General features: G+C 63.0%; 23 protein-coding genes. 17 read left to right on the top strand and 6 right to left on the bottom strand.

Annotated elements, in window-relative coordinates; genetic code table 11:
• The first annotated feature begins 1 nt into the window (after window position 1).
• The 5 genes from QZL87_RS03475 (at window position 2) to QZL87_RS03455 (ending at window position 4,250) form a co-directional block, all read left to right on the top strand.
• The gene (locus QZL87_RS03475; RefSeq protein ID WP_295323789.1) at window positions 2-727 is read left to right on the top strand and encodes a HupE/UreJ family protein; all 726 of its coding nucleotides are present in this window, start codon (window positions 2-4) and stop codon (window positions 725-727) included.
• Window positions 728-744: 17 nt separating this feature from the next.
• Window positions 745-1,362: a transmembrane anchor protein gene (locus tag QZL87_RS03470; RefSeq protein ID WP_295323786.1), complete on the top strand. Its 618-nt coding sequence runs from the start codon at window positions 745-747 to the stop codon at window positions 1,360-1,362.
• Between the two features lie 73 nt (window positions 1,363-1,435).
• Complete coding sequence (locus tag QZL87_RS03465) at window positions 1,436-2,770, top strand: MFS transporter (RefSeq protein ID WP_295323783.1); 1,335 nt, start codon at window positions 1,436-1,438, stop codon at window positions 2,768-2,770.
• Between the two features lie 81 nt (window positions 2,771-2,851).
• The gene (locus QZL87_RS03460) at window positions 2,852-3,382 is read left to right on the top strand and encodes a DUF2271 domain-containing protein (RefSeq protein WP_295323780.1); all 531 of its coding nucleotides are present in this window, start codon (window positions 2,852-2,854) and stop codon (window positions 3,380-3,382) included.
• A 13-nt stretch (window positions 3,383-3,395) separates the two neighbouring features.
• On the top strand, window positions 3,396-4,250 hold the full coding sequence (locus tag QZL87_RS03455; protein WP_295323778.1) for a DUF4198 domain-containing protein: 855 nt from the start codon (window positions 3,396-3,398) through the stop codon (window positions 4,248-4,250).
• A 9-nt stretch (window positions 4,251-4,259) separates the two neighbouring features.
• On the opposite strand, the gene QZL87_RS03450 is transcribed toward QZL87_RS03455, so the two are convergent.
• Window positions 4,260-5,020, bottom strand: a protein-coding gene (locus QZL87_RS03450; RefSeq protein ID WP_295323776.1) for an IS5 family transposase whose coding sequence is annotated in 2 segments (ribosomal slippage) — window positions 4,260-4,687 and window positions 4,687-5,020 — 762 coding nt in all. Because the reading frame shifts where the segments join, the coding sequence is not laid out codon by codon here.
• Between the two features lie 71 nt (window positions 5,021-5,091).
• Window positions 5,092-5,574 (bottom strand): Lrp/AsnC family transcriptional regulator, encoded by a 483-nt coding sequence (locus QZL87_RS03445; RefSeq protein ID WP_295323774.1) that lies wholly within the window; start codon window positions 5,572-5,574, stop codon window positions 5,092-5,094.
• An 82-nt stretch (window positions 5,575-5,656) separates the two neighbouring features.
• On the opposite strand from QZL87_RS03445, the gene phhA reads away from it, so the two are divergent.
• From phhA to QZL87_RS03420, 5 genes are all read left to right on the top strand, one after another.
• Window positions 5,657-6,523, top strand: a complete 867-nt coding sequence (phhA, locus tag QZL87_RS03440; RefSeq protein WP_295323772.1) for a phenylalanine 4-monooxygenase — start codon at window positions 5,657-5,659, stop codon at window positions 6,521-6,523.
• Entirely contained in the window at window positions 6,520-7,713 is a 1,194-nt protein-coding gene (locus QZL87_RS03435) for an amino acid aminotransferase (RefSeq protein WP_295323769.1), read from the top strand. Before phhA ends, QZL87_RS03435 begins: the two co-directional genes overlap by 4 nt.
• Window positions 7,714-7,774: 61 nt before the next feature.
• Window positions 7,775-9,076: a fumarylacetoacetase gene (gene fahA, locus QZL87_RS03430; RefSeq protein ID WP_295323766.1), complete on the top strand. Its 1,302-nt coding sequence runs from the start codon at window positions 7,775-7,777 to the stop codon at window positions 9,074-9,076.
• Between the two features lie 50 nt (window positions 9,077-9,126).
• A complete protein-coding gene (locus QZL87_RS03425) occupies window positions 9,127-9,792 on the top strand; it encodes an SDR family oxidoreductase (RefSeq protein ID WP_295323764.1) in 666 nt (221 codons plus the stop codon).
• Window positions 9,785-10,102 carry a 4a-hydroxytetrahydrobiopterin dehydratase gene (locus QZL87_RS03420; RefSeq protein WP_295323761.1) on the top strand — a complete coding sequence of 106 codons (318 nt, stop codon included), beginning with the start codon at window positions 9,785-9,787 and terminating at the stop codon, window positions 10,100-10,102. The genes QZL87_RS03425 and QZL87_RS03420 overlap by 8 nt, the downstream gene beginning before the upstream one ends.
• 42 nt (window positions 10,103-10,144) lie before the next feature.
• On the opposite strand, the gene QZL87_RS03415 is transcribed toward QZL87_RS03420, so the two are convergent.
• On the bottom strand, window positions 10,145-12,685 hold the full coding sequence (locus tag QZL87_RS03415) for a TonB-dependent receptor (protein WP_295323759.1): 2,541 nt from the start codon (window positions 12,683-12,685) through the stop codon (window positions 10,145-10,147).
• A 282-nt stretch (window positions 12,686-12,967) separates the two neighbouring features.
• Between QZL87_RS03415 and QZL87_RS03410 the strand changes: the two genes are divergently transcribed.
• The gene (locus QZL87_RS03410; RefSeq protein WP_295323757.1) at window positions 12,968-13,861 is read left to right on the top strand and encodes a LysR substrate-binding domain-containing protein; all 894 of its coding nucleotides are present in this window, start codon (window positions 12,968-12,970) and stop codon (window positions 13,859-13,861) included.
• Window positions 13,862-13,931: 70 nt separating this feature from the next.
• On the opposite strand, the gene QZL87_RS03405 is transcribed toward QZL87_RS03410, so the two are convergent.
• The 3 genes from QZL87_RS03405 to QZL87_RS03395 are packed head-to-tail and all read right to left on the bottom strand — an operon-like array spanning window position 13,932 to window position 17,519.
• Window positions 13,932-15,374 carry an ABC transporter permease subunit gene (locus QZL87_RS03405; RefSeq protein ID WP_295323755.1) on the bottom strand — a complete coding sequence of 481 codons (1,443 nt, stop codon included), beginning with the start codon at window positions 15,372-15,374 and terminating at the stop codon, window positions 13,932-13,934.
• A gap of 25 nt (window positions 15,375-15,399) precedes the next feature.
• On the bottom strand, window positions 15,400-16,848 hold the full coding sequence (locus QZL87_RS03400; RefSeq protein WP_295323753.1) for an ABC transporter permease subunit: 1,449 nt from the start codon (window positions 16,846-16,848) through the stop codon (window positions 15,400-15,402).
• Window positions 16,849-16,856: 8 nt separating this feature from the next.
• Window positions 16,857-17,519 carry an ABC transporter ATP-binding protein gene (locus QZL87_RS03395; protein ID WP_295323750.1) on the bottom strand — a complete coding sequence of 221 codons (663 nt, stop codon included), beginning with the start codon at window positions 17,517-17,519 and terminating at the stop codon, window positions 16,857-16,859.
• A gap of 301 nt (window positions 17,520-17,820) precedes the next feature.
• Here QZL87_RS03395 and QZL87_RS03390 point away from each other — a divergent pair, with 301 nt between their 5' ends.
• The 6 genes from QZL87_RS03390 to QZL87_RS03365 all read left to right on the top strand — a co-directional run bounded on the left by QZL87_RS03390 (window position 17,821) and on the right by QZL87_RS03365 (window position 23,504).
• A complete protein-coding gene (locus QZL87_RS03390; protein ID WP_295323748.1) occupies window positions 17,821-19,005 on the top strand; it encodes an aminotransferase class I/II-fold pyridoxal phosphate-dependent enzyme in 1,185 nt (394 codons plus the stop codon).
• A gap of 9 nt (window positions 19,006-19,014) precedes the next feature.
• Window positions 19,015-20,052 (top strand): amino acid ABC transporter substrate-binding protein, encoded by a 1,038-nt coding sequence (locus QZL87_RS03385; RefSeq protein ID WP_295323745.1) that lies wholly within the window; start codon window positions 19,015-19,017, stop codon window positions 20,050-20,052.
• A 113-nt stretch (window positions 20,053-20,165) separates the two neighbouring features.
• Complete coding sequence (locus QZL87_RS03380) at window positions 20,166-21,191, top strand: ABC transporter permease subunit (RefSeq protein ID WP_295323742.1); 1,026 nt, start codon at window positions 20,166-20,168, stop codon at window positions 21,189-21,191.
• Entirely contained in the window at window positions 21,188-22,285 is a 1,098-nt protein-coding gene (locus QZL87_RS03375) for an amino acid ABC transporter permease (protein ID WP_295323740.1), read from the top strand. The genes QZL87_RS03380 and QZL87_RS03375 overlap by 4 nt, the downstream gene beginning before the upstream one ends.
• Window positions 22,286-22,296: 11 nt before the next feature.
• Window positions 22,297-23,031: an amino acid ABC transporter ATP-binding protein gene (locus tag QZL87_RS03370; protein ID WP_295327146.1), complete on the top strand. Its 735-nt coding sequence runs from the start codon at window positions 22,297-22,299 to the stop codon at window positions 23,029-23,031.
• Between the two features lie 14 nt (window positions 23,032-23,045).
• Window positions 23,046-23,504, top strand: a complete 459-nt coding sequence (locus QZL87_RS03365; protein ID WP_295323738.1) for a RidA family protein — start codon at window positions 23,046-23,048, stop codon at window positions 23,502-23,504.
• Window positions 23,505-23,578: the final 74 nt, after the last annotated feature.

Below are 23,578 nucleotides of genomic sequence, written 5' to 3'. Positions count from 1 at the left end.
TATGATGATTACCCGTGCGATCGCTCCACCCGGCAGCGCCACGCGCACGCTGCTCCTCGCGGCGAGCCTTATCCTTCTCTTCTTTGCGCTCGGCGTCGAAGCCTCAGCGCATAATGTCGCCGAGGGCGACAAGGGATATATCCAGGAAAGCAGCGGCATCCTCTTCTGGCCCTTTGTCTATCTCGGCGCCAAGCATATGGTCACCGGCTACGACCATCTGCTCTTCCTCTTCGGTGTCATCTTCTTCCTCTACCGGCTGAAGGACGTCGGCATCTATGTGACGCTGTTCGCGGTCGGCCATTCGACGACTTTGCTGTTCGGCGTTCTCACCGGAATCAGCGCCAACGCCTATATCATCGACGCGATCATTGGCCTGTCGGTCGTCTACAAGGCGCTCGACAATCTCGGTGCGTTTCAGCGCTGGTTCGGGTTCCAGCCGAATACCAAGGCGGCGACGCTGATCTTCGGCTTCTTCCACGGCTTCGGGCTCGCGACCAAGATCATTGAGTTCGAGATCGCCCAGGACGGCCTCATTCCCAATCTCATCGCGTTCAACATCGGGGTTGAGATCGGCCAGTTGCTCGCGCTCGGCGCGATCCTCATCCTCATGGGATATTGGCGCCGGACGCCTAGCTTCATGCGCCACGCATTCGCCGCCAACACGCTGCTGATGACCGCGGGCTTCCTGCTCGTCGGCTACCAGCTTGCCGGCTTCGCCATCAGCTAACTCAAAGGATCATCATCATGTTCAATTCCCAACGCCCCCGCCCCGAAGATCTCCCCACCTCCGGGCAACTCATCCGCGCGACGGCGTTTGCGGCGGTCGCCGCCGGCGCGATCCTCGTCGCCGTCATCCTGCCGAGCGAATATGCGATCGACCCGACCGGCGTCGGCCGCACGCTCGGCCTCACCCAGATGGGCGAGATCAAGCTCCAGCTCGCCGAGGAGGCGGCGCGCGATGCCGCGATGGAAGCCGCGGCGCCAGCAACGGTGGCGGCCTCTACTCCCACTGCTCCGCAGCCTGCCGATACAAAAAGCGCGGCAACGCGCACCGACACGACGAAGGTTACGCTTGCACCCGGCCAAGGTGCCGAGATCAAGGCGGTGATGGCGAAGGGCGCAAGCGTCAAATTCGCGTGGAGCGTCGAGGGCGGGCATGTCAATTTCGACACTCACGCCGACGCGCCGGGCGTCGCCTATCATGGCTATGGCAAGGGCAAGGAATCGACCGGCGAAAGCGGCACACTCGTCGCCGCGTTCGACGGCAAGCACGGATGGTTCTGGCGCAACCGCTCGGGCGTGCCGGTGACGATCACGCTGCGCACCGACGGTGCCTATACCGACATCCGCCGCGTCGTCTGACGCGGCGGCTTTCCCCTGCTAGTCTCCGGCTGGACAATCCGGCCGGAGGCAGTCCATTCCGAAGGTTACGCTTATGCTCGCCGTCCTCGCCGACCGCACCTATCGCCATCTCTTCCTCGCGCAGGTGGTCGCGCTCGTCGGCACCGGCCTCGCAACGGTTGCGCTCGGGCTGCTCGCCTATGAGATTGCGAGAGCCGACGCAGGCGCGGTGCTCGGCACCGCGATGGCGATCAAGATGATCGCCTATATCGGCGTCGCGCCCGTCGTCGGCGCCTATGCGAACCGATTGCCGCGCAAGGCTTTCCTCGTCGCGATGGACGTGATCCGTTGCGGCGTCGCCTTGCTGCTGCCCTTCGTGGACGAGATATGGCAGATCTATATCCTGATCTTCATCCTCCAGTCGGCTTCGGCGGGGTTCACGCCGACCTTCCAGGCGACGATCCCCGACGTGCTTCCGCAAGAGAAGGATTATACGCGCGCCCTGTCGCTTTCGCGCCTCGCCTACGATTTGGAAAGCCTCGTCAGCCCCGTGCTCGCCGCGGCATTGTTGGGCATTATGAACTTCCACTGGCTCTTCTCGGGAACCGCGATCGGCTTTGCCGCCTCGGCGCTCCTCGTCCTGTCGGTCACGCTGCCGCGCGCCGCCGCTTCGCCGCAGCAGGGCAGCATCTACGACAAGACGACGCGCGGGACGCGCCAATATCTCAAGACCCCGCGACTGCGCGGCCTGCTGGCGGTGACGCTGGCGGCGGCCGCGGCCAGCGCGATGGTGATCGTGAACACGCCGGTGCTCGTGCGCGGCGCGCTCGGACTCGGTCAGAGCGAGGTCGCGATCACGCTCGCGGCGTTTGGCGGGGGCTCGATGCTCGCCGCCTTGCTCCTCCCGCGCATCCTCGACCGGATCGCCGACCGCACCGTCATGCTCGCCGCCGCGGCTGCAATGACGATCTTCCTCACGCTGCTTACCGCCGCGTGGACGGTCAGCGAAGCCTCACGCCTCTGGCCCGTCGTTCTCCTCGGGTGGTTGGTGCTCGGCGCGAGCTACGCCGCGAGCATCACCCCCGGCGGCCGCCTGCTCCGCCGCTCATCGGGCACCGAGGATCGCCCCGCGCTCTTCGCCGCACAGTTCGCGCTCAGCCATGTCTGCTGGCTCATCGCCTACCCGCTTGCGGGACAGGTGGGCGCGCGTGTCGGCATGGGCGCGGCGCTCGGCGCGAGCGCGGTACTTGCGCTTGCAGGGACGCTTGTTGCCTGGCGCATCTGGCCGCGCGAAGACCCCGATGTCGTTGAGCACGATCATGGCGACCTGCCTCCCGATCATCCGCATTTGCGCGAAGGCCATGCCGAAGGCGCGGCGGCGCATGTTTATGTCATCGACGAGCTTCACCCGGACTGGCCGCGCCGATGAAAATCGGGCTGCGTGTAATTGCAATTGCGGATCGTTCGCGATAACGCCGTGTAACGAATCGACCGACATCCGGGGGAATTTATGGAAACGAAGCCGAAGCTTGTCCTGACCGCTGCGGCGCTCGGCGCCGCCGGGATGATCGCCGCACCCGCCGGGGCACAGACGCTCGACGTGTCGGTCACCCTCCCCCGGCTCACCGTCGCCGAATATCACAAGCCCTATGTCGCAATCTGGATCGAGCAGGCGGGCAAGCCCGCGAAGACAATCAACGTCTGGTACGACACCGGCAAGAAGAACAATGCCGGCATCAAATGGCTGCGCGACATGCGCCAATGGTGGCGGACGGTCGGCCGTACGACGCCGGCCCCGCCCAATGGGGTGACCGGCGCGACCCGCGCGCCGGGCGCCCACAAGATCAGCTTCACGGCGGGTCGCGGCGGGATGCCAACCCTCGCGGCAGGCAGCTATTCGCTGGTCGTCGAGGCGGCGCGCGAAGGCGGCGGCCGCGAAGTCGTGAAGGTCCCCTTCAGCGTCACCGCAAGCGGTGGCAAGGGCGGCACCGCCAAGGGCAGCTTCGAACTCGACGCCGTCGGGGTGACCGTGCGCCGCTAAAAGGAGGATCGACATGACCCCAATCCGCAAGACCCTCCTCGCACTCGCCGCGAGCGCCAGCCTCGTCCTTCCCGGCACCGTTCAGGCGCGTCCCTGGCTGCTGCCCTCCGAGACCATGTTCACAGGCGCGGGCAATGAATGGCTGACGGTCGACGCCGCCAACTCGACCGACCTTTATTATTATGACCATCCCGGCCAACCCTGGGATGCGATCGTCACCGCTCCGGACGGCAGCATCGTGCCGGTCGAGAACCGCATGGTCGGCAAGCTCCGTCAGGTGTTCGACGTGCCGATCACCAAGCCTGGCACCTACAAGCTCAGCGTCGACAACGACATGATCTTCGGCAGCTATATGCTGACCGGCGAGAAGAAGACGCTGCCGCGCGGCACTACCCCCGCGACGCTCGCCGCCGCGATCCCGGCGGGCGCGACCGACGTCCAGACTGCGGAAGCGAACAACCGCATCGAGACTTTCGTTACCGCCGGCGAACCGACGACGACGGTCTTCAAGGCGACTGGCAAGGGTATCGAGATGATCCCCGTCACCCACCCCAACGACCTTGCGGTCGACGAGCCCGCCACCTTCCAGTTCCTCCTTGACGGCAAGCCCGCCGCGGGTCTCGACGTCGTCGCGATCCCCGGGGGCATCCGCTACCGCCAGGACATCAAGCAGATGGACGCCAAGACCGATGCCGAAGGCAAGGTGAGCTTCACCTGGCCCGAAGCGGGCATGTATTGGGTCAGCGTCAGCATTGGCAATCGCCGCGCGCCGCCCGCAGCCGAAGGCCAGCCCCCCGCGCCGCCGCCCGCCGATGCCGCGCCCGAACGCCGCGCATCCTATGCGATGACCGTCGAGGTGCAGGGCTAGGCTCAGGACTCATTGAGGCAACCAGAAGAGGCAGGTTGCGGCGAGGGCGATGGCGGAGAGGAAAGTGTGAGCGCATCGGTCGTATCTGGTGTGGACGCGTCGCCAGTCCTTAATGCGGGCGAAGAGGTTCTCGACCTTATGGCGCTGCCTGTAGAGCGCCTTGTCGTAAGGGTGCTGCCGCTTGCGGTGCTTGAGCGGCGGGATGCAGGCGTTGATACCCTTGGCCGCCAGGCGTGATCGGAAGGCGTCGCTGTCATAGCCCCTGTCGGCGATCAGGGTTTTAGCGCGGGGCAGGTGGTCGACCAGGGCATCGGCGCCCTTGTGGTCGCTGACGTTGCCGGCGGTCAGCATCAGCAGGACCGGCCGGCCCTGGCCGTCGCATACGGCATGGAGCTTGGAGTTCAGGCCGCCCCTGGTGCGGCCGATACATCGGGGAAGAGCCCCTTTTTGAGCAGACTGGAGGCGGTCCGATGCGCCTTGAGATGGGTCGTGTCGATCATCATCGTCTCCGGATCGCCTGCGCGGCCCGACAGCTCGGCGAAGATGCGGTTGAACACCCCCAGTCGGCTCCAGCGGATGAAGCGGTTGTAGATCGTCTTATGCGGCCCATAGCCTTTGGGCGCATCGCGCCACATCAGCCCGTTGCGGATCACGTACACGATCCCCGACACGACCCGCCGGTCATCCACTCGCGGTATCCCGTGCGACAGCGGAAAATACGGCTCGATCCGGCGCATCTGCGCCTCACTCAGCAACCACAGATCACTCACCCACAGCACCTCCCGATGCCACAGTGAATCAATCCCTCACCCATAGCGCAAGCAATTAATAGGTCCTGAGCCTAGACTGGCATGGCCGTCGTATATTTCGTCAAGGACAAGGCGAAATGCGACGAGGCGCCTGCGACGGAGCTGTGCGAGAGCAGGGTTTCCATGAGAAAGTGATTATAGTCGGCGACGTCGGCCACGACGATCCGCAGAAGATAATCCCAATCGCCCGACATCGAAAAGCATTCGATGATTTCGGGGCGGCTATCCACGAAGCTCTCGAACGCACCGCGCGCATCGCTGGCGTGACTGCGCATCCGGATATTGCAGAGCACATTCACCCCGCGGCCGATCTTTTCGGGCGCGACGAGCCGCACCGTTTTTAGCAGAACCCCCGCCGCCTCTAGCGCCTTGATCCGCCGCCAGCAGGAAGCGCTCGATGCCCCAACCCGATCGGCTAGCTCGCCATGGGTGATCGTCCCATCCTCCTGGAGGGCGGCGATGATTCTTTTGTCTATCGCATCGACTTGTCGATCGTATTTCATAATCTGCACCATCTAGATAATTCTATTTCATAATTAGTGGATAGTCTGCCGCAATTGAAATCATTTTTCGGTGCATTCGTGCAAAAAGCTGCGCATGGCACAAATGACACTCGAACGCCCCGAAGGCGCCGCTGAAGATTGGACGATCCCGCAAGATTGGGACGCCTACTCACCGGCCGAACATGCGATGTGGGACAGGCTTTTCGAGCGACAGGCAAAGATGCTGCCCGACCGCGTCGTCCCCGAATTCATGGACGGCCTCGACATGCTTCGGATGACCAAGCCGGGTATCCCGGATTTCGAAGAATTGTCCGAGCGTCTGATGAAGGCTACCGGCTGGCAGGTCGTCGCGGTGCCCGGCCTCGTTCCCGACCGCCTCTTCTTCGAGCATCTCGCAAACCGCCGGTTCGTTGCGGGCCGCTTCATCCGTACGCCCGAGCAGATCGACTATCTGCAGGAACCCGACATCTTCCACGACGTCTTCGGTCATGTCCCGCTGCTCGCGAACCCGGTTTTCGCCGATTATATGCAAGCCTATGGCGAGGGCGGCCTTAGGGCCGACGGAATGGGCGCGATCGATCATCTCGCCCGGCTCTACTGGTATACGGTCGAGTTCGGCCTGATCCGCCAGAATGACGCGCTCAAGCTCTATGGCGCCGGCATCGTCTCCTCCTATGGCGAATCCATCTATGCTCTCGACAGCGCTTCGCCGAACCGCATCGGGTTCGACCTGAAGCGGCTGATGCGCACCAAATATCGCATTGACGATTATCAGCAGAGCTATTTCGTGATCGACAGTTTCGAGGATCTCTTGAAGCGGACGGTCGAGACCGATTTCGCACCGCTATACCGCGAGCTGGAAGCCGAAAGCGACATCGAGGTCGACGCGCTTCTCGCCCAGGACAAGATCTACACGCGCGGTACCCAATCCTATGCGCGCGCGCAGGCTGCGAACGCATGAGCGAGCTGCTTGCCCCGACGCCGCTGCCGCTCGGCAACCTTATCGATCAACCAGCAGATGCGCTTCTCGGCCTGATCGCGCTGCACCGGGCCGACCCGCGCCCGGAAAAGCTCGATCTCGGTGTCGGCGTGTTTCGCGACGACATGCAGGCCACCCCCGTGATGCGCGCGGTCAAGGCGGCCGAGGCGCATATTGCCTCGACGCAGGCGAGCAAATCCTATCTCGGTGCCGAAGGCGATATGCTCTACGCCGAACGCCTCGCCGAGGTCGTTCTTGGCAGCGCTATCGACCATGAGCGCACGGCCGGCGTCCAGACACCCGGCGGCACGGGTGCGCTGCGTCTCGGCGCCGAACTGCTCGCCCGCGCGCATCCGGGTGCCACGGTCTGGATCGGGGCGCCGACCTGGCCCAATCATGCGCCGATCTTTGGAGAGGCCGGGCTTCGGACGCGGAGCCACCGCTTCTACGATATCGAGCGGTCGCGCATCGACTTCGCCTCGATGCTCGATGAACTCGACAACGCACGCCCGGGCGACGTCCTCCTGCTGCACGGATGTTGCCACAATCCGTCGGGCGCCGATTTCTCGACCGGAGAATGGCAGGCGATCGCGGCCCTCTGCGAAGCCCGCGGTCTCATTCCCTTCGTCGACCTCGCCTATCAGGGGCTCGGCGACGAACTCGCCGAGGATGCCGCGGCGACACGCAGGATCTTCGAGGCGCTGCCGACCGCGATCCTCGCCTATAGCTGCGACAAGAATTTCGGGCTCTACCGTGACCGGGTCGGTGCGCTCTGGATCCAGTCGGCCAATGCCGGCGTCAATGCGCTGGTGCGCGCGAACATGCTGACGCTGGCGCGCAGCCTCTGGTCGATGCCGCCCGACCATGGCGCGGCCATCGTGCGCACCATCCTCGAAGACGAAGCCCTGCGCACCGACTGGGAGACCGAACTCGCCGGCATGCGCGCGCGGATCAATGGTCTTCGCGGGGCGCTCGCCGCCGCGCACCCGCGCCTCGCTCCTATCGGGGACCAGCGCGGCATGTTCGCAATGCTGCCGATCGCGCCCGAAGCGGTCGCGCAGCTCCGCGACCAACACGGCATCTATATGGCGGGCAACGGCCGCATCAATATCGCAGGCCTGTCGGCAAGGACGGTCCCCGTCCTCGTCGCCGCACTCGCCCCGCATTTCTGATCATTCCCTCAAGGGCTCAAAGGAACGGGCCGCTCGCCGCAGCCCGCGAGAGGACGAACGCATGACCTGGTGGACCACCGACGAGACGCACGATCCGGCGCGAACAAGCTGGGTCGAAAGCGCGAACGGACATGAGGATTTCCCGGTACAGAATCTGCCTTTTGGGCTCTTTTCGCCGTTCGATCGCGGCGAGCGTGTCGGCGTCGCGATCGGCGACGCGATCCTCGACCTGCGCGCCTGCGCTGATGCAGGCTTTTTCAACGACATCATCGCCTCGGCCTGCAGCGGATCCTCGGTCAATGCCCTGCTCGGCCTTCCCGCGCTGCAGAAGCGCGCCCTTCGCCGCCGGCTGAGCGAGCTTCTGTCGGATTCCGATTATCGGCCGGGCATAGAGAATAAGCTGTTCCCGTCGAGCGACTGCATCTTGCACGTTCCGGCCCGGATCGGCGACTATACCGATTTCTATGTCGGCATCCATCATGCGAACAATATCGGCCGCCTGTTCCGCCCCGACAATCCGCTGCTCCCGAATTATAAATATGTCCCGATCGGCTATCACGGCCGCGCGTCGTCGATCCGCGCATCGGACGTGCCGGTTCGCCGACCGCGCGGCCAGCGCAAGTTACCGGACCAGGAGTCACCCGTTTACGAGCCCACCGCGCGGCTCGACTATGAGCTCGAACTCGGCGTGTGGATCGGCGCCGGCAACAAGCTCGGCGACCCTGTAGAGATTGGCAGCGCGCACCGCCATTTCGCCGGGCTAAGCCTGCTCAACGACTGGTCGGCGCGCGACATCCAGGCCTGGGAATACCAGCCGCTGGGCCCCTTCCTGGCCAAGAATTTCGCTTCGACCATCTCGCCCTGGATTGTCACCGCAGAAGCGCTTGCGCCCTACAGGATCGCGCAGCCGCCGCGCCCCGCGGGCGATCCCGCGCCGCTTCCCTATTTGCTCGATGAGGCCGATCAGGCACATGGCGCTTTCGCCATCACACTCGAGACATGGATCCGGACCGCCGCCATGCGTGCAGCAGGCCAGCCCGCGCATCGCCTGAGCACGGGCCCCGCGACGAGCATGTACTGGACGGTGCATCAGATCCTCACTCATCATGCATCGAACGGATGCAATCTCAAGCCGGGCGATCTACTCGGCACCGGCACCATCTCGGCGCCCGAGCGCGAGGGGTTCGGCAGCATGCTCGAGATCTCGGACGGCGGGAAACATCCAATGATCCTCCCGAGCGGCGAGCAGCGCTGCTTCGTCGAAGACGGCGACGAAGTCATCATGAAGGCGTCGGCACATGCGCCGGGTTTCGCGGCGATCGGGCTCGGCAGCTGCCAGGCGATCGTCCTACCAGCAAGCTGACGGGACGGCCCGCATCCTATTTCGAATCCATTCAGCCTCGGGGGACAGTCATGCATACCCTGGTTACCGGTGCCGCCGGCATTCTCGGCCGCGCCGTCGTCGAGACGCTTCATCGCCGCGGCGGCGACCTGATTGCGATCGACCAGCAAGACGGGACCGTTCCGGGAACCGAAGAAATCCGGTTGCTCGCGGTCGATCTTGGCGATCCGCAGCGGACCCGCACAGCAATCGAAGAGCGTCTCGGCAAAGCGGGGCCGCTCGACGCCGTCGTCCACCTGGTCGGCGCCTTCGACTGGATAACTGTCGCAGATTCGACCCCCGACGACTGGTGGTCGCTTCACGCCGCCAATATCGGAACGACGCTCAACGTCATCCGGGCAGCAACCCCGCATTTGCGGGACGGCGGCGCAATCCTGTGCGTCGGCGCAGCCGCGGCACGATCCGCCAAGGCCGGAATGGCGCCCTATGCCGCCGCCAAGTCGGGGATCGCGCGCATCGTCGAGGCGCTGTCCGAAGAGCTGAAACCTCGCGCTATCCGCGTCAACGCGGTTGCGCCCGCGATCATCGACACGCCCCGCAACCGCGCCGACATGCCCGAGGCCGATCCGGCTGACTGGACGAGCCCCGCCGCGATCGCCGAGGTGATTGCCTTCCTCGTCGGCCCCAAGGCCCGCGCCATCAATGGCGCGATCATTCCAGTGACGAACAATGGCTGAGCCCGTGAAGATCGAGGCGCTCGGACAGGCGGCGCGCACTGCTGCGCTCGCCTGCCTTCCGGACTGGAGCTACGACAGCGAACGGCGCGCGCTTTTCAGGTCGCTGCGTCTCGCCGACTTTTCGCAAGCCATGGGCCTGATGATACATATCGCGATCGAGGCGGAAAAGGCCGACCACCACCCCGAGTGGAGCAATGTCTACAACCGCCTCGACATATGGCTGACCACGCACGATGCGGATGGCGTATCCGAACGCGACATCCGCATCGCGCAGCTTATCGACGGGATCGTGGCGCGTCGTTCCTGCTGAGATCCCGAGGCGGATCGGACCCCGCCGATCCGCCTCGGGACCTTAGAATTTGATCCGGGTCCGTGCGTACCAGGAGCCGCCGTTGAAGCCGAAAGGCGAGTTGATCGGATAGATGAACCCGAAATTCTTGATCGCGGGGATCCGCTCCTTCCCAGGATAATTGTCGAGGATATTGCTGCCGCCGATGGCCAGTTCGAAATTGTCATTGAGTTCGTAGCGCAGCTCGAGGTCGACCAGAAGTTCGGCCTCATAAGTCTGATCGAACGAAGCGGCATCCGGAACGTTCGCAACGGCATCGGTATATTTGCCGTAATAGTTGAGCCGGGTCATGACCGAGAACGCGCCCTTCTGGGCGACGCCCGTCAGCGTACCGCGCCACTTGGGATAATAGCTTGCGATCTCGACGCTGCGCTCGCGGTCGACTGCAAGGGGAAAGGTGATGCGGTCGAGATCGGTCTTCGTATAATTGAGCGCCCCGTTCACATCGAAGCGAACATCCCCCCAGTGAAAGCTCTTCGACGCGACCGCGTCGAAACCCTGGGTCGTCGTGTCGAAGGCGTTGGTGAAAAAGGCGATGGCGTTGAGATCGCTGACGTCGATACCCCGCGCCGTCAGCGCCGTCCGATCGGCAGCGCTGATCGGAATATTGGAGGTCACGCCGATACGGTCGCGCAATTTGATGTGGAAATAATCGAGCGTGAACAGAAAGTCGGCGCCGAGATCGACGACCGCGCCGGCAGAGAAATTCTTCGACTTTTCAGGCCGGAGCGGAGTTGCGCCATAATAGGCGGCCACCGGCGTATCGACGGGCACCGTCGCGACGTTTCGCAATTCGCCGGTGGGAATATCGATGCTCGTCGATCGCGCCGAAACATGCGACTGGCCCGGGGTCGGAGCGCGGAAACCCGTGTTGTACGAACCACGCAGCGCAAGGCCGTCGACGATCTCGAACCGGCCCGACACCTTCCAGTTGAAGGTTCCGCCGAAGTCCGAGAAATGCTCGTAACGGCCCGCGAAACCAAGCGACAGATCCTTTAGCGGCTCGAATTCGACGTCGCCATAAAAAGCCTTGTTCGACCGGCTCCACTTGCCGGCCTGTGCCGGCTGGATGCCGGGAAAGGCGCTGGCTCCGATCTCGAGCCCGACATAGACCGGCGTCGCCGGGGTCGAACCCGGCGCGTCGGGATCATAGACGCGCGCGAACGGGCCCGCCCGGTAGGAATCGGGTTCGCCGGCGCGCATGATGAAGGTCTCGCGGCGATATTCCGCGCCGAAGGCGAAAGTGACGGGCTCTGTAAAGGGCCCCTTCGCCCATTCGTAAACGAAGTCGGCGTGGAGCTGTTCCTCCTTCTGTATCTGCGTGCCGACATAATAGGATGTCGGCGCCGTCGGGCCGAGCGAGGGATTGATCGTGTCGAACACGCTCATCTTCGCCGAGTCCTTGGCGAGATTGCCGCTGAGGTCGTAGTCCAGGCCCTCGGCGATATCGCCGCGCACGCCGACCGTGACGCTCTGGTCCTGAACGACATAGCGCTGCGTCGGCAGCAGGCCCTCGGGATAGAGCGTCGCGAAGGAAAAACGCGCGCCCCCCGGCGTCGTCGTCAGCGGGATCGACCGGTACATCGAATTGCGAATATTCGGCCCGCCCGGCACGCGATAAAATTGAGTCGCTAGGGAATCGTGCCAAGCATAATTGCCGAAGCCGTACAGCGTCACGCTCTCGCCGAGCGGGATCTCGCTGTTGACGAACAGCGATGCCAGCTCGTTCTTCGGATCGCCAATCGGCTGTGCGGGATCGGCGATGGTGCCGCCGGTTGCGGCTGCGATCGCCGCCGCATCGGGGCGCTGCGTGCCCCGGTAGGTGTGCTCATTTCCGGAATATTGGCCGCTGACGTTGATGAAGCCCTCGCCGAGCGGAAGGCCGACATTCGCCTGGATATCGTAATTTTCGCCATCGCCCTCATAATATTGGCCATATTTGGCGTCGAGCTGGATGCCGCCATCGTCCTCGCGAAGCTGGAAGTTGATGACGCCGGCGATGGCATCCGAACCATATTGGGCCGCTGCCCCGTCGCGCAGCACCTCGACCCGGGCAATCGCAATGCTGGGGATCAAGGACAGGTCGGGTCCCTGCGCGCCCGAGGACAGTGGCAGGCGGCTGAGCTGGACAACCGCCGACCGGTGGCGGCGCTTGCTGTTCACCAGCACGAGCGTCTGGTCGGGGGAAAGGCCCCGCAGCGAAAAGGGGCGAATGGCGAAAGCATAGCCGGCGGTCGTGAAGTTGGTGACGTTGAGTGACGGGACCGCAACCCGGAGGAGGTCGTTGGTGTCCGTGGCTGCCTGGCGTGTCAGCTGCTCGCTCGAGACCACATCGATGGGGGTCGGCGAATCCGCGACCGTCACGCCGGTCCGGCGCGTTCCCGTTACGATGATGGTGGTGTCGCTGGCCGGCGACTTCTCTTCCGCTTGCGGCGCAACCTCTTGCGCCGCTGCTACCGCCGGCAAGAGCGCCAGGCCGAGCCCGAACGCGCTCGCGGAACCGAGGAGCTTCCGGATGGAATTCCGTTCAAACGGGTAGATCATTGCGTGGCCCCTCTTTCATGGCGCATTGAGCGCTCGGGTTTCGGCTGGGCCTCGGAAAACTTTCTCTTTACCCTGCCCGATACCGAAGCTGTGGTAAAAGGGGTGCGAATACAATTCACAGAACTGTACGAGTCTATGCACATATCTTATAGTGTCTCGATTTCTACACAGATTCCGAGATCCCGGCTTTTCCCGCATGATTTACAATCTGCTAGGCTGATATGTAGAAGGTCGATGCCTTAGATGGCGGCTTGGTAGAAAACAATATTATAGGAGCCCGCAATGCAGTTTCGGCAACTCGAAATTTTCAGGGCGCTTATGATCAGCGGCTCCGCATCACGCGCGGCGGAGCTGCTCAACATCACCCAGCCTGCGGTCAGCCGCGCTATCGCCGAACTCGAATTTCGCGTCGGCTTTTCGCTGTTCGACCGTGTGAAGGGCCGTCTCGTCCCCACTCCCGAAGGGCAGATGTTTTTCGAGGATGTCTCGACGGCGTTCACCGGCCTCGACAGCCTTCGCGCCGCGGCCGCGCGCATTCGTGATTTCGGCTCGGGCAGTCTCAAGATCGCGAGCCTCGCGGCGCTCGGATCGACGCTCGTGCCCCGTGCAATCCGCAAGTTTCGCGAAGCCAATCCGAACATCGCCATCACGTTGCAGATCCTGTCGTCGTCGAACGTACGCGACCATGTCGCCAACAAGCGCTTCGACATCGGCCTCGCTGCCGACGAAGTCGACCTTTCTGGTGTCGATCACAGCGTTTTCACGAGCGTTCGCGCAGTCTGCGCGATGCCGGCCGATCATCCCCTCCGTCATCTCGACGTCGTCGGACCGGAGGATTTGCACAATATGGCGTTCATTGCGCTCGCGCCCGACGACCGCGCCAGAGCGCGCCTCTCGGAAACCTTCGACGCGGTCAATTCGCGGCCCCAGATCGTCATCGAGACGCCCGCGTCGGCGACGGTTTGCGCGCTCGCGCTCGAAGGCGTGGGGCTCGGGCTGGTAAACCCGCTGTCGGCCGACGGATATCAGCAACGCGGCCTGATCTTGAAACCCTATCAACCGGCGGTCTACTTCAAGACCTTCATTCTCTACCGCCCCGACGCACAGCGTGCCCGCCTCGTCCGCGAATTTGTGGCGGCGCTGAACGCGGCGCGGCGTAACAGTCCCTCGGCATAAAGAACTCCACCCCCGCCCCCTTATGCCGAGGGTCGGAGATGGAGCCCAAAAGGAGTGCCCTTCTTCTCTTTTAGCGACCGGCGGCCGGGTATTTCTTCAGCCGGATGAAGCCTGCCGTCAGCGCGATGGCCGCGAATAATGCCAGCACGATCGCGTTGAGCGAGAACCGTCCGAAGACCACGCCTTCGGCTTCCGGAGCATATTCGAACCGCGGGATATTCTTCACTTCATCGCGTGTCAGCAAGCGGTTGTCGACGATCGCGGGCAGGAAATAGGCGCGCCATTTCTGGTGGTAGCGCTCGACCTGCGTGTTAAAGTCGTCATAGCTTTGCGCGCCATGGTCGGCGAGGTCGCTGAGCGCGAGCTGCGCGACGGCCGCCGGGGTCAGAAATTTGAGCCGTTCGGTAAAACCCTGCTGGGCCTGCCGCTGCTCCTGGAATTTGACGAAGATCGGGGCCGCCATGTTTTCCGCCTTTGCCTCGACCGGCAAAATCTTCGCAAAATAGTCGTTCGTGCTGGCGACGACCGCTTCTTCTTCGCCCTTGCGAAGCAAGTCGGATCGATCGACTTTCTGGAAATTATCCTTTTTCTCGGCGACGCGATCCGCCCGGCGCATCGATTGCACCATCTCGATCCGCGACGGCAGGGGATGCAAGCCTTTCGCGATGATATTGAGGCTCGCCGGCATGATGAGGACGAGAGCGATCCACACCGCCATGAGCGCCAGCGCGTTGGTTGCCGACTTCTTCCCGAACGCATTCACCAAGACGGACAGACCGAACCAGAAAACGCCATAGAGGAAGAGCACGGTCGCAAGGGCGAGAACGCGCCATCCTTGCCCCCCCGACAGAATGTCGGGGTTCATCATCAGCAAGCCGCCGAGCGAAATGGCCATCGCGATGCCGATCACGATGCTGCCGCGAAGCACGATCTTGCCGAGCACGAACTGGCGCACCGATACCGGCTGGGAGAGCAGCAGCGCCTGCGTGCCATTCTCACGTTCCGACGAGAGAATATTGTAACTGAGCGCGATGATCAGAAGCGGATAGAGATAGATGAGAACGAAGCTCAGGTCGAAGGCGCCGACCGCGAGATTCTTCGGATTCTCGATCTCGTCCGTGTTCGGTTGCTTGAACATCGGCCGCCACTGGACCTTCAGATAGGATGGCAGGACATCACTTTGCCCGATTGCGATCGCGGCGCCCGATGACGGGATTTTCGCGGCAAACTCATATCCCTTGAAGCGTGCGAGAGCGGCCGCGACCCGCGGATCCTCGTTGAAGCTGTATGGATCCGCGCCCGATTCGAGCCGGTCGATCTTGGCGAGCTTCGACTCCATGCCCTTGTCGGCAAGCGCGACGGCCTCGGCGGTGTTGGATTGAAGAAAATTCTTCCACTGCGTGCCGTTGAACACGCCATAAGCAATCAGAATAATATAGATCGGCAGAGCGATGTAGAGGATCTTCTCGCGCGAGAGCACCATCCACTCATGTTTGACGATACGCTTTATCATTTTATGTCTCCAGCCTGCCGGTGGATCAGGAGTCGATGCGGGCGCGAAGGGCCGCACGGCGCAGGAGCGCCAAGCTTGCGGCAAGCCACGCCAGCAGCACGACAATCGAGAAGATGTTGCGACCGAGGATCGTGGCGATGCCCGGCGGATCGAAATCGAACGGCGGTACGCGGCTCCAGAGCTTCTTGTCGGTCTTGTAGCTCCATTCCGCCGAATAGTTCGACAGGCCCTTGGCATTCTTCATCAGGTCCTCGTTGAGAACACGGATCATGTTCCGCCGATAGCCTTCGCCCGCTTCCGAAAAATCGTTCGAGAAGGCGACATCGGTTCCCGACAATGCAGCCGACAGATTCTTGATCGCGATGAAGGGGGAGATCAGCGACAGATATTGCTGGACCTTATCCTGTTGCTCGTAGAGCCGCCGGACGCCACCATATTCCTTGTCGAACACGGCAAAGCCGACCTCTTCATCGCGCTGGAGCGCGAGGCCGAGGAAATTGTACGGTAGGTCTTCCACCTTATCGACATTATATTTCTCCAGCATCTCCGCGCTGAAAGCCTTGTAATTCGGGTGGTTGGGTTCGTGCGCGTGGGGGCCCTTCTCTCGGCCGGCCTCGATCGCCGCCTGCACCTCGAAGGCCGACGGCGTGGGATAGACTCGCTTGCCGACGTCGGTCGCGACCCTCGGGATGAGGAGTCCCGCGACGATCCAGAAGCCGATCAGCCCGGTCAGCGCGCCACCCGAGGATTTTGCGTAGATCGACACCGTCAGCGCCAGGCAGACGAAGATCGCGAAGAATACGAGGTAGAGCAGCAGGAGTGTCACGACCTTCGACGGAAAGTCGATCATCTCGTGCACATCGCCGCTTCCGGCCATCATCGCCGCGGCGATACCGCCCGCGATGAGCGCGGGCAACAAAACCGCTCCGACCGCGAGCACCGCGCCGGTGGCCTTGCCCGCAACAAGGGTCTGCCGCTTGACGCCGATACTGAGGAGCTGGCGCCAGGTGCCGTCTTCACGCTCGCCCGATACCATGCCGAAGCAGAGCAGGATGATGAGCAGCGGCACGAGCATCTGCAGCACCATCGCGCCCGAAAGGTCGCCGAAGCGCTGGAGGGCCGTCGAGTCCGAAGCGGGCTTGTAACCCGCCTGATTTTCGCGGTGCGCTTCGAGATACTGGATGGTCCCGGTATAATCATTGTAGCCGGGATCGAAGAGCGCGAGCGGCGTCGCGGGCTTGAAGGCGTAGACGCCATAATGGCCCGCAGTATGCGGCCCTTGTGCGCCCTGAGTGAGCCATTGCTGCCGGGCTTCGCTCGTCGCAGCTTCGCGCAACGCGCGATCTTCCGAATAGCGCTGCGCCCCGACCCCGAGCGAAACGATCAGGAGGAGCATGATGACCAGCGCGGTCCACAAAAAGCGGCCGTCGCGCGTGATCTCGGTGAATTCCTTGCGGGCGATGTGCCAGATCATATCGGACCTCAATCGTGCATATATTTGAGATAGAGGGCTTCAAGATCGGCGTGTCCGATCTCGGCGGTGAACAGGTCGGTCACCAATTCGCCGCGCCGCATGATGCCCGCCCGCGTCCCGCTTTCTTTGGCGCGAAAGAGATCGTGGGTCGCCATCAGGATCGCGACGCCGTCGCCGGCCAGCTGGATGAGCAGGTCGGAGAATTCGTTCGATGCCTTGGGATCAAGGCCCGAGGTCGGTTCGTCGAGGAGCAGCGCTTTCGCCTGCTTGGCGAGCGCGATGGCGATGCCGACCTTTTGCCGCATGCCCTTGGAATAGCCACCGACGCGGCGGTTCGGCGCATCCTTAGGCAATCCCGCGCGGTCGAGGAACGCCAGCAGATCGCCGTCGCTATAATGCTCGTGGCCCGCGAGACCGCTGAAATAACGAAGATTTTCGAGACCGGTCAGGTTGCGGTATAACATGACAATCTCGGGAATGTAGGCGAGCGCCTTTTTCGTCTCGATCGGATGGTCCTTGACGTTCAGCCCATCGACCAGAGCTTCGCCCGACGTCGGTTCGATGAAGTCGAGGAAGAGGTTGATGGTCGTGCTCTTGCCGGCGCCATTGGCGCCGAGCAGGCAATAGATTTCTCCCTTGTCGATCTTGAGGTCGAGACCCTTGAGGGCCACCTGACCGTCATATTCTTTCCGCAGTGATTTTGCTTCGAGCATCGTCGAGCCCTTCAACCCTAGTGTCCAGAATGGTCAAAGGCAGGCGAATGAACGCCGGCTTTTCCACGCTGCAATCTTCGCGATTGAAACGCCAACAAATCAAGTTCGAGGATAACACGGGTCTATGCAAAAACCTTATACCCTGCTCCGCCTTCTCCCATCCTATAACATTCACGTATAGTTCCGTGCGGGATCGTAATTTGAGTTTCTACTTGCGGACGGCCACGATCAGGGCTCCACAAAGAAAGACTAACTGACCATGAAAGACCTGACTCGTGTCGTACATCATCCTATGGTGTCGCTGAAAGGCTTCGACACGTTGACCGTACCAACCTATCGCGCATCGTCGATCATATTTGACGACGCCCAAGCCTATGCGAACCGCAAGCATCGCGGTCCCGACGGCTACACCTACGGCCTGCATGGAACTCCGACGACGAAGACGCTCGAGGCCCAGATTTCCGCGCTCGAACATGCCGAACGGACCGTCCTGCTTCCCTCGGGCCAGGCCGCGATCACGATCGTCTTTCTCGCGGTTCTCGAACCGGGCGACAAGGTGTTAATACCCGACACCGTCTATCCCCCGGTCCGGATATTCTGCGCGCAATATCTGGCCGCGCGCGGGATCGACCATGTGGTTTACGATCCGCTGATCGGCGGCGACATTGCCGAATTGATCGACGACCGGACCAGATTGATCTGGACCGAATCGCCCGGCTCGACGACGATGGAGTTTCAGGATGTCCCCGCCATCGTCGCGGCAGCGAAAGCGCGTTCCGTCCTGACGGGCTGCGACAATACCTGGGCGACGCCGCTCCTCTTTAAACCCCTCGACCATGGCGTCGATTTCTCCATGCAGGCGCTGAGCAAATATGTCGGCGGGCATTCCGACATCCTGATGGGCGCGGTCTCGGTCAAGGACATCGACCTTTATACGCGGCTCAAGGATACTGGGCGCATGATCGGCATGGGTGTATCGCCCGACGACTGTTCGATGGTGTTGCGCGGGATAGAGACGATAGGCGTCCGGCTCGCGCACGTCGGACAGGTCGCCGAGGAATTCGCCGGACGCATCGTCGACCTGCCGGGCGTCCGGCAGGTGCTTCACCCCTCGCTTTCGGATTGTCCGGGTCATGAAAGCTGGCGGCGGGATTTTTCCGGCGCGAGCGGCGTCTTCACGATCATCATCACGGCCGAAGCCGAGGCGGATTTGGCGAAAGCACTCGGCCAGCTCAAAACCTTCGCAATCGGTTCGTCCTGGGGCGGCACGCGCAGCCTGATCGCCCCGATGTCGGTGGAAGGCGACCGGACATTGCGCGACAGCAAGTCGGACATGATGCTGCGCGTCAGCATCGGACTGGAACATCCCGACGATCTATGGGCCGATCTTGCGGCGATCTTCGACACGTTCGGCTCTGCCTCCGCGTCCGGCGCATCGGACTGAGGGCCGATCATGCGGTCCCGCTTCATGGTCGCGGCGATGCTGGCGGCGGCAGGCCTTGCGTCCTGCTCTCCCGCCGATCCCCAACGCGCCACCACCGGACGCACGCTGGGGGCGGTGCAGGAACGCGGCTATCTGCGCTGCGGGGCGACCGAAAGTACCGTCGGCTTCGGCGCGCCCGACGAAAAGGGCTATTGGCGCGGCCTCGATGTCGACACCTGCCGCGCCATCGCGGCGGCCGTTCTAGGCGACCGGGAGAAGGCCCGTTTCGTGCCCTTGTCGGGCCAGCAACGTCTTATCGCGCTCCAGACCGGCGAAGTGGATGCCCTGCCGCGAACGACCACCTGGACGCTGCTGCGCGACGCCAATGGCGTGAACTTCACCTTCCCCAACTATTATGACTATACCGCCTTCATGGTGCCGCGCTCGGCGGGCGTGTCCCGCGTCGAGGACCTCAAGGGCGCATCGGTCTGCATCCAGTCGGGGTCGATGCCCGAAGTCACCTTCGCCGACATATCGCGGAAGCTGAAACTCGAACTGCGTGCCGTGTCGTTCGAGAGCGGCCAAGCGGCTCGTCAGGCCTTTTTCTCCGGTCGCTGCGATGCGGTCATAACCGATGCATCGGCTCTCGAGTCGGTCCGCGCGACCGAAGCCCCGGACCCCGCCGACTATGTCATCTTTCCCGCCAGCGACCAGATCAGCGCGCTGACGCCGGCCGTGCGGCATGGCGACGATCAATGGTTCGACATCGTCAAATTCACTATCCAGGCAATGATCACCGCCGATCATCTCGGTATTACTCAAGCGAATGTCGACGCGATGCGGAAATCCGACGACCCCGCCATCAGGCGCTTCCTCGGCGTCGAGAAGGGCAATGGTAAGGCGCTCGGCCTCGACGAGGAATGGGCCTACCGGATCGTCAAGCAAGTCGGCAATTACGGCGAAGTCTATGACCGCAACGTCGGCAAGGACAGCAAGCTGAAGATCGACCGCGGCCTCAACCGATTGCAACGCGATGGCGGGCTTATGGTCCCGATCGAGTTCTTCTGATGCGGCAGCCCGCGCGCGCCCGGCGCCGGCCGACAGGCTGGATACGCACTCTTGGATATCAGGCCGCGCTCGTCGCGGCGCTTCTGCTGGCCGCGATATGGGTCTGGCACAATATGGCCACGAATCTCGCGCGCCGGGGCATCACCATGGGGTTCGATTTCCTCGAGCGCTCGGCGCGCTTCCCGATTTCGGAAAGCATTCTTCCCTATGCGCCGAGCGACAGCTTTGCGTGGGCCTTCTTCGCCGGCATCGGCAACACGCTCTTCATCTCGGCGATCACGATCCTGATCGCGACCTGCCTTGCCCTGCCGCTCGCGCTCGCACGGCGATCGAACCACCCGCTCGCCCTCGGACTGTCCTCGGCCTTCATCGACGTCGTGCGCAACACGCCGCTGATCGTCCAGCTGCTCTTCTGGTACAGCATCATCATCTTCGGGCTTCCCCGGTCCGCCGCCGCGCTCAACCCGTTGCCGGGCGTATATCTTTCCGACCGCGGCTTCTACTTGCCGCGCCTTGCAGCGGGCGAGCCGCACTGGCTCATGCTCGGCCTCATTCTCGTCGCCGGAATTTCCGCGGCGGCTTGGTGGCGGAAAGGTGCGCGCGACGCGCTGCTCGCGCGGGCCGGCCTCGGCCTGATTGGCTTACTGACGGCCATGGGCGCGCTTGCTTCGTCGTTCGCGCTTGAAATGCCCTCGCTCGGACATTTCAATTTCACCGGCGGCATGACGATCACGCCCGAGTTCATCGCCATATTGCTAGGCTTGCTGGTCTATTCGACCGCCTTCATCGCGGAAATCATTCGCGGCGGGATCGACGCCACGCCGCACGGACAGTGGGAGGCCGGACGCGCCATCGGCCTCAACGAGCGCCAGACGCTTCACGAAATCATCCTGCCGCAGGCGCTGCGCATCATCATACCGCCGATGACCAGCCAATATATCAATATCATCAAGAACAGCACGCTCGCGATGATCGTCGGCTATCCCGAGCTCAATTTCGTCACCGCGACCACGATCAACCAGACCGGCCAGGCGGTCGAGGGCGTGGTCATTCTGATGACGAGCTTTCTCTTCCTCAGCCTTCTCTTATCGGCGGCCATGAACCGGGTCGATCGCAAGCTCGCTCTGGTGACCCGATGATCCCCGTCGAACCCTTTCTCAGCCTCGCGGCCGAACCGCAGCGCCTGGCACCCGAGCGCGAGAAGCTCCCATGGAACAAGGCGCTCTTCTGCGACCTGCTCAGCAGCGTGACGACGGTCGCGATTGCGCTCTTCTTACTCTGGTCGGTGCCCCAGCTCGTCACCTGGGCGTTTGTGGACGGCGTCTGGAGCGGCGACGGCGAGGCCTGCCGTTCGGGCGGCGCCTGCTGGGCGTTCCTCCGCGAGAAATACCGCCTCCTCCTTTTCGGCATCTATCCGCCGGAAGAGCAATGGCGGCCGGTGGTACTGATCGGCATCGTCTTTGCCCTGACACTGGCGACATTGTCGCCGCGCAACTGGACCGCGCGGACCGGATGGGCGTGGCTGGCCGGCATATTCTCCGGGCTCGCGCTCATGCGCGGTGGATTCTTCGGCCTGGAAGAGGTGCCCACCACCGCCTGGGGCGGTCTTCCGATCACGCTGATAGTGACGATCGTCTCGCTCGCCGCCGGATTTCCGCTCGCGGTCCTGCTGGCCCTCGGCAGGCGATCCGGGATGCCGTTCGTCCGGCTTTTCTGCACCGGCTATATCGAGCTGATCCGCGCGCTGCCACTGCTGAGCCTGCTCTTTATCGCGGCGCTGATGCTCCCGCTCATGCTTCCGGACGGAGTGACGATCGACAAGCTGGTGCGAGCCATCGCGGCGATGACGATCGCCTCTTCCGCCTATCTCGCCGAAATCGTGCGCGGCGGGTTGCAGGGCGTCGGTCCGGGCCAGGAGGAAGCCGCGAGAGCGCTCGGCTTTTCGTGGCGAGCGGCCATGCGGCAGGTTGTGCTGCCGCAGGCGATCCGCAACGTGATCCCGCCGCTCACGAACACCGTTGTCGTCGTTATCAAGAACAGCAGCCTCGTTCTCGTCGTCGGCCTGTTCGACCTGATGAGCGCGGGCCGGGCGGCGCTGGCGGACCCCGAATGGCCGGCGCCGTTCGCCGAAACCTATCTCTTCATCGCCGGTATCTATTTCCTGCTGTGTTTCGGCATTTCGCAATATTCGCGCTGGATCGAGCGCCAGATGACAAAGGAAGTGCGCCGGTGACCGACAACCTCATGCCGTCCGCCGCAGTTAGCCTATCGGGCATCCATAAATGGTTCGGCGATTTTCATGCTCTGCGAAACGTCAGCCTGTCGGTGCAAGCCGGCGAGAAGATCATCATCTGCGGGCCTTCGGGATCGGGCAAGTCGACCCTCATCCGCTGCATTAACGCCCTCGAGACGCATGACGAGGGCGAAATCAGCGTTAATGGCACACGCCTCTCCCGCGACATGCGATCGATCGACGAGGTACGCCGCGATGTCGGCATGGTGTTCCAGGGGTTCAATCTCTTCCCGCATCTGTCGATCCTCGACAATTGCACCCTCGCACCGATGAAGGTTCTGGGCCACAGCCGGGAGAAAGCCGAAGAGACCGCGCGTCACTTCCTCGCCCGGGTGCGGATACCGGAGCAATCGGCCAAGTTCCCCGGACAGCTTTCGGGCGGCCAGCAGCAGCGCGTCGCGATCGCCCGCGCGCTCTGCATGGCGCCCAAGGTCATGCTGTTCGATGAACCGACCTCGGCCCTCGATGCCGAAATGGTCAAGGAGGTACTCGATATTATGACTAGCCTCGCCGAAGAGGGCATGACGATGCTGTGCGTCACCCACGAAATGGGCTTCGCCAAGCAGGTCGCCGACCGGATCGTCTTTATGGACGGCGGCCAGATCCTCGAAGTCAATGCACCCGGTGCGTTCTTCGCCGACCCCCGCCACGACCGCACACGGGCCTTTCTCGCCCAGATCATCTGAAGAACGGAGACTATATGAGCATCGAACGCCGGATCGCGGAACTGGGCCTGACGCTACCCGATGTAGCGCCCCCGGTGGCGAACTACGTCCCTTTCACCCAGTCGGGTGCGATCGTTCATATCTCAGGACAATTGTCCTCCCTCGCCGGCGAGGCGATCAAGGGCGATGTTGGCGGCGATATCGACGTCGAAGCTGCGGTGCGCGCGGCACATCTGTGCGGCCTCAATCTTCTCGCGCAATTTCGGGCCGCCTGCGAAGGCGACTGGGCAAGGTTCGGACGTCTGCTGAAACTTGGCGTGTTCGTTCAGGCCGCCCCCGGGTTCGATGCCATTCCCCAGGTCGCCAACGGCTGCTCGGACCTCATGGCGGAGGTCCTTGGCGACAGCGGCCGGCATGCGCGAAGCGCCGTCGGCGTGTTCAGGCTCCCGTTCGGGTGCGCAGTCGAGGTCGATGCCGCCATCGAGCTGCGCTGACCCAATCGCCGCCCTCGCCGGAGCCTCAATCCTCGGCGACGACCCAGCCAGTCCGTACGAGCAGCCCGCTCGGA

Origin of the sequence: uncultured Sphingopyxis sp. (genome assembly GCF_900078365.1) — a bacterium.
GTDB lineage: Bacteria > Pseudomonadota > Alphaproteobacteria > Sphingomonadales > Sphingomonadaceae > Sphingopyxis.
Note: the sequence above shows the minus strand (reverse complement) of the source record. Positions and strands in the feature narration are given on the sequence as shown.

Coding starts and splice junctions, on each gene's coding strand:
- QZL87_RS03475 (WP_295323789.1), top strand. CDS start 2: ATGATGATTACCCGTGCGATCGCTCCACCCGGCAGCGCCACGCGCACG.
- QZL87_RS03470 (WP_295323786.1), top strand. CDS start 745: ATGTTCAATTCCCAACGCCCCCGCCCCGAAGATCTCCCCACCTCCGGG.
- QZL87_RS03465 (WP_295323783.1), top strand. CDS start 1,436: ATGCTCGCCGTCCTCGCCGACCGCACCTATCGCCATCTCTTCCTCGCG.
- QZL87_RS03460 (WP_295323780.1), top strand. CDS start 2,852: ATGGAAACGAAGCCGAAGCTTGTCCTGACCGCTGCGGCGCTCGGCGCC.
- QZL87_RS03455 (WP_295323778.1), top strand. CDS start 3,396: ATGACCCCAATCCGCAAGACCCTCCTCGCACTCGCCGCGAGCGCCAGC.
- QZL87_RS03445 (WP_295323774.1), bottom strand. CDS start 5,574: ATGGTGCAGATTATGAAATACGATCGACAAGTCGATGCGATAGACAAA.
- phhA (WP_295323772.1), top strand. CDS start 5,657: ATGGCACAAATGACACTCGAACGCCCCGAAGGCGCCGCTGAAGATTGG.
- QZL87_RS03435 (WP_295323769.1), top strand. CDS start 6,520: ATGAGCGAGCTGCTTGCCCCGACGCCGCTGCCGCTCGGCAACCTTATC.
- fahA (WP_295323766.1), top strand. CDS start 7,775: ATGACCTGGTGGACCACCGACGAGACGCACGATCCGGCGCGAACAAGC.
- QZL87_RS03425 (WP_295323764.1), top strand. CDS start 9,127: ATGCATACCCTGGTTACCGGTGCCGCCGGCATTCTCGGCCGCGCCGTC.
- QZL87_RS03420 (WP_295323761.1), top strand. CDS start 9,785: ATGGCTGAGCCCGTGAAGATCGAGGCGCTCGGACAGGCGGCGCGCACT.
- QZL87_RS03415 (WP_295323759.1), bottom strand. CDS start 12,685: ATGATCTACCCGTTTGAACGGAATTCCATCCGGAAGCTCCTCGGTTCC.
- QZL87_RS03410 (WP_295323757.1), top strand. CDS start 12,968: ATGCAGTTTCGGCAACTCGAAATTTTCAGGGCGCTTATGATCAGCGGC.
- QZL87_RS03405 (WP_295323755.1), bottom strand. CDS start 15,374: ATGATAAAGCGTATCGTCAAACATGAGTGGATGGTGCTCTCGCGCGAG.
- QZL87_RS03400 (WP_295323753.1), bottom strand. CDS start 16,848: ATGATCTGGCACATCGCCCGCAAGGAATTCACCGAGATCACGCGCGAC.
- QZL87_RS03390 (WP_295323748.1), top strand. CDS start 17,821: ATGAAAGACCTGACTCGTGTCGTACATCATCCTATGGTGTCGCTGAAA.
- QZL87_RS03385 (WP_295323745.1), top strand. CDS start 19,015: ATGCGGTCCCGCTTCATGGTCGCGGCGATGCTGGCGGCGGCAGGCCTT.
- QZL87_RS03380 (WP_295323742.1), top strand. CDS start 20,166: ATGGCCACGAATCTCGCGCGCCGGGGCATCACCATGGGGTTCGATTTC.
- QZL87_RS03375 (WP_295323740.1), top strand. CDS start 21,188: ATGATCCCCGTCGAACCCTTTCTCAGCCTCGCGGCCGAACCGCAGCGC.
- QZL87_RS03370 (WP_295327146.1), top strand. CDS start 22,297: ATGCCGTCCGCCGCAGTTAGCCTATCGGGCATCCATAAATGGTTCGGC.
- QZL87_RS03365 (WP_295323738.1), top strand. CDS start 23,046: ATGAGCATCGAACGCCGGATCGCGGAACTGGGCCTGACGCTACCCGAT.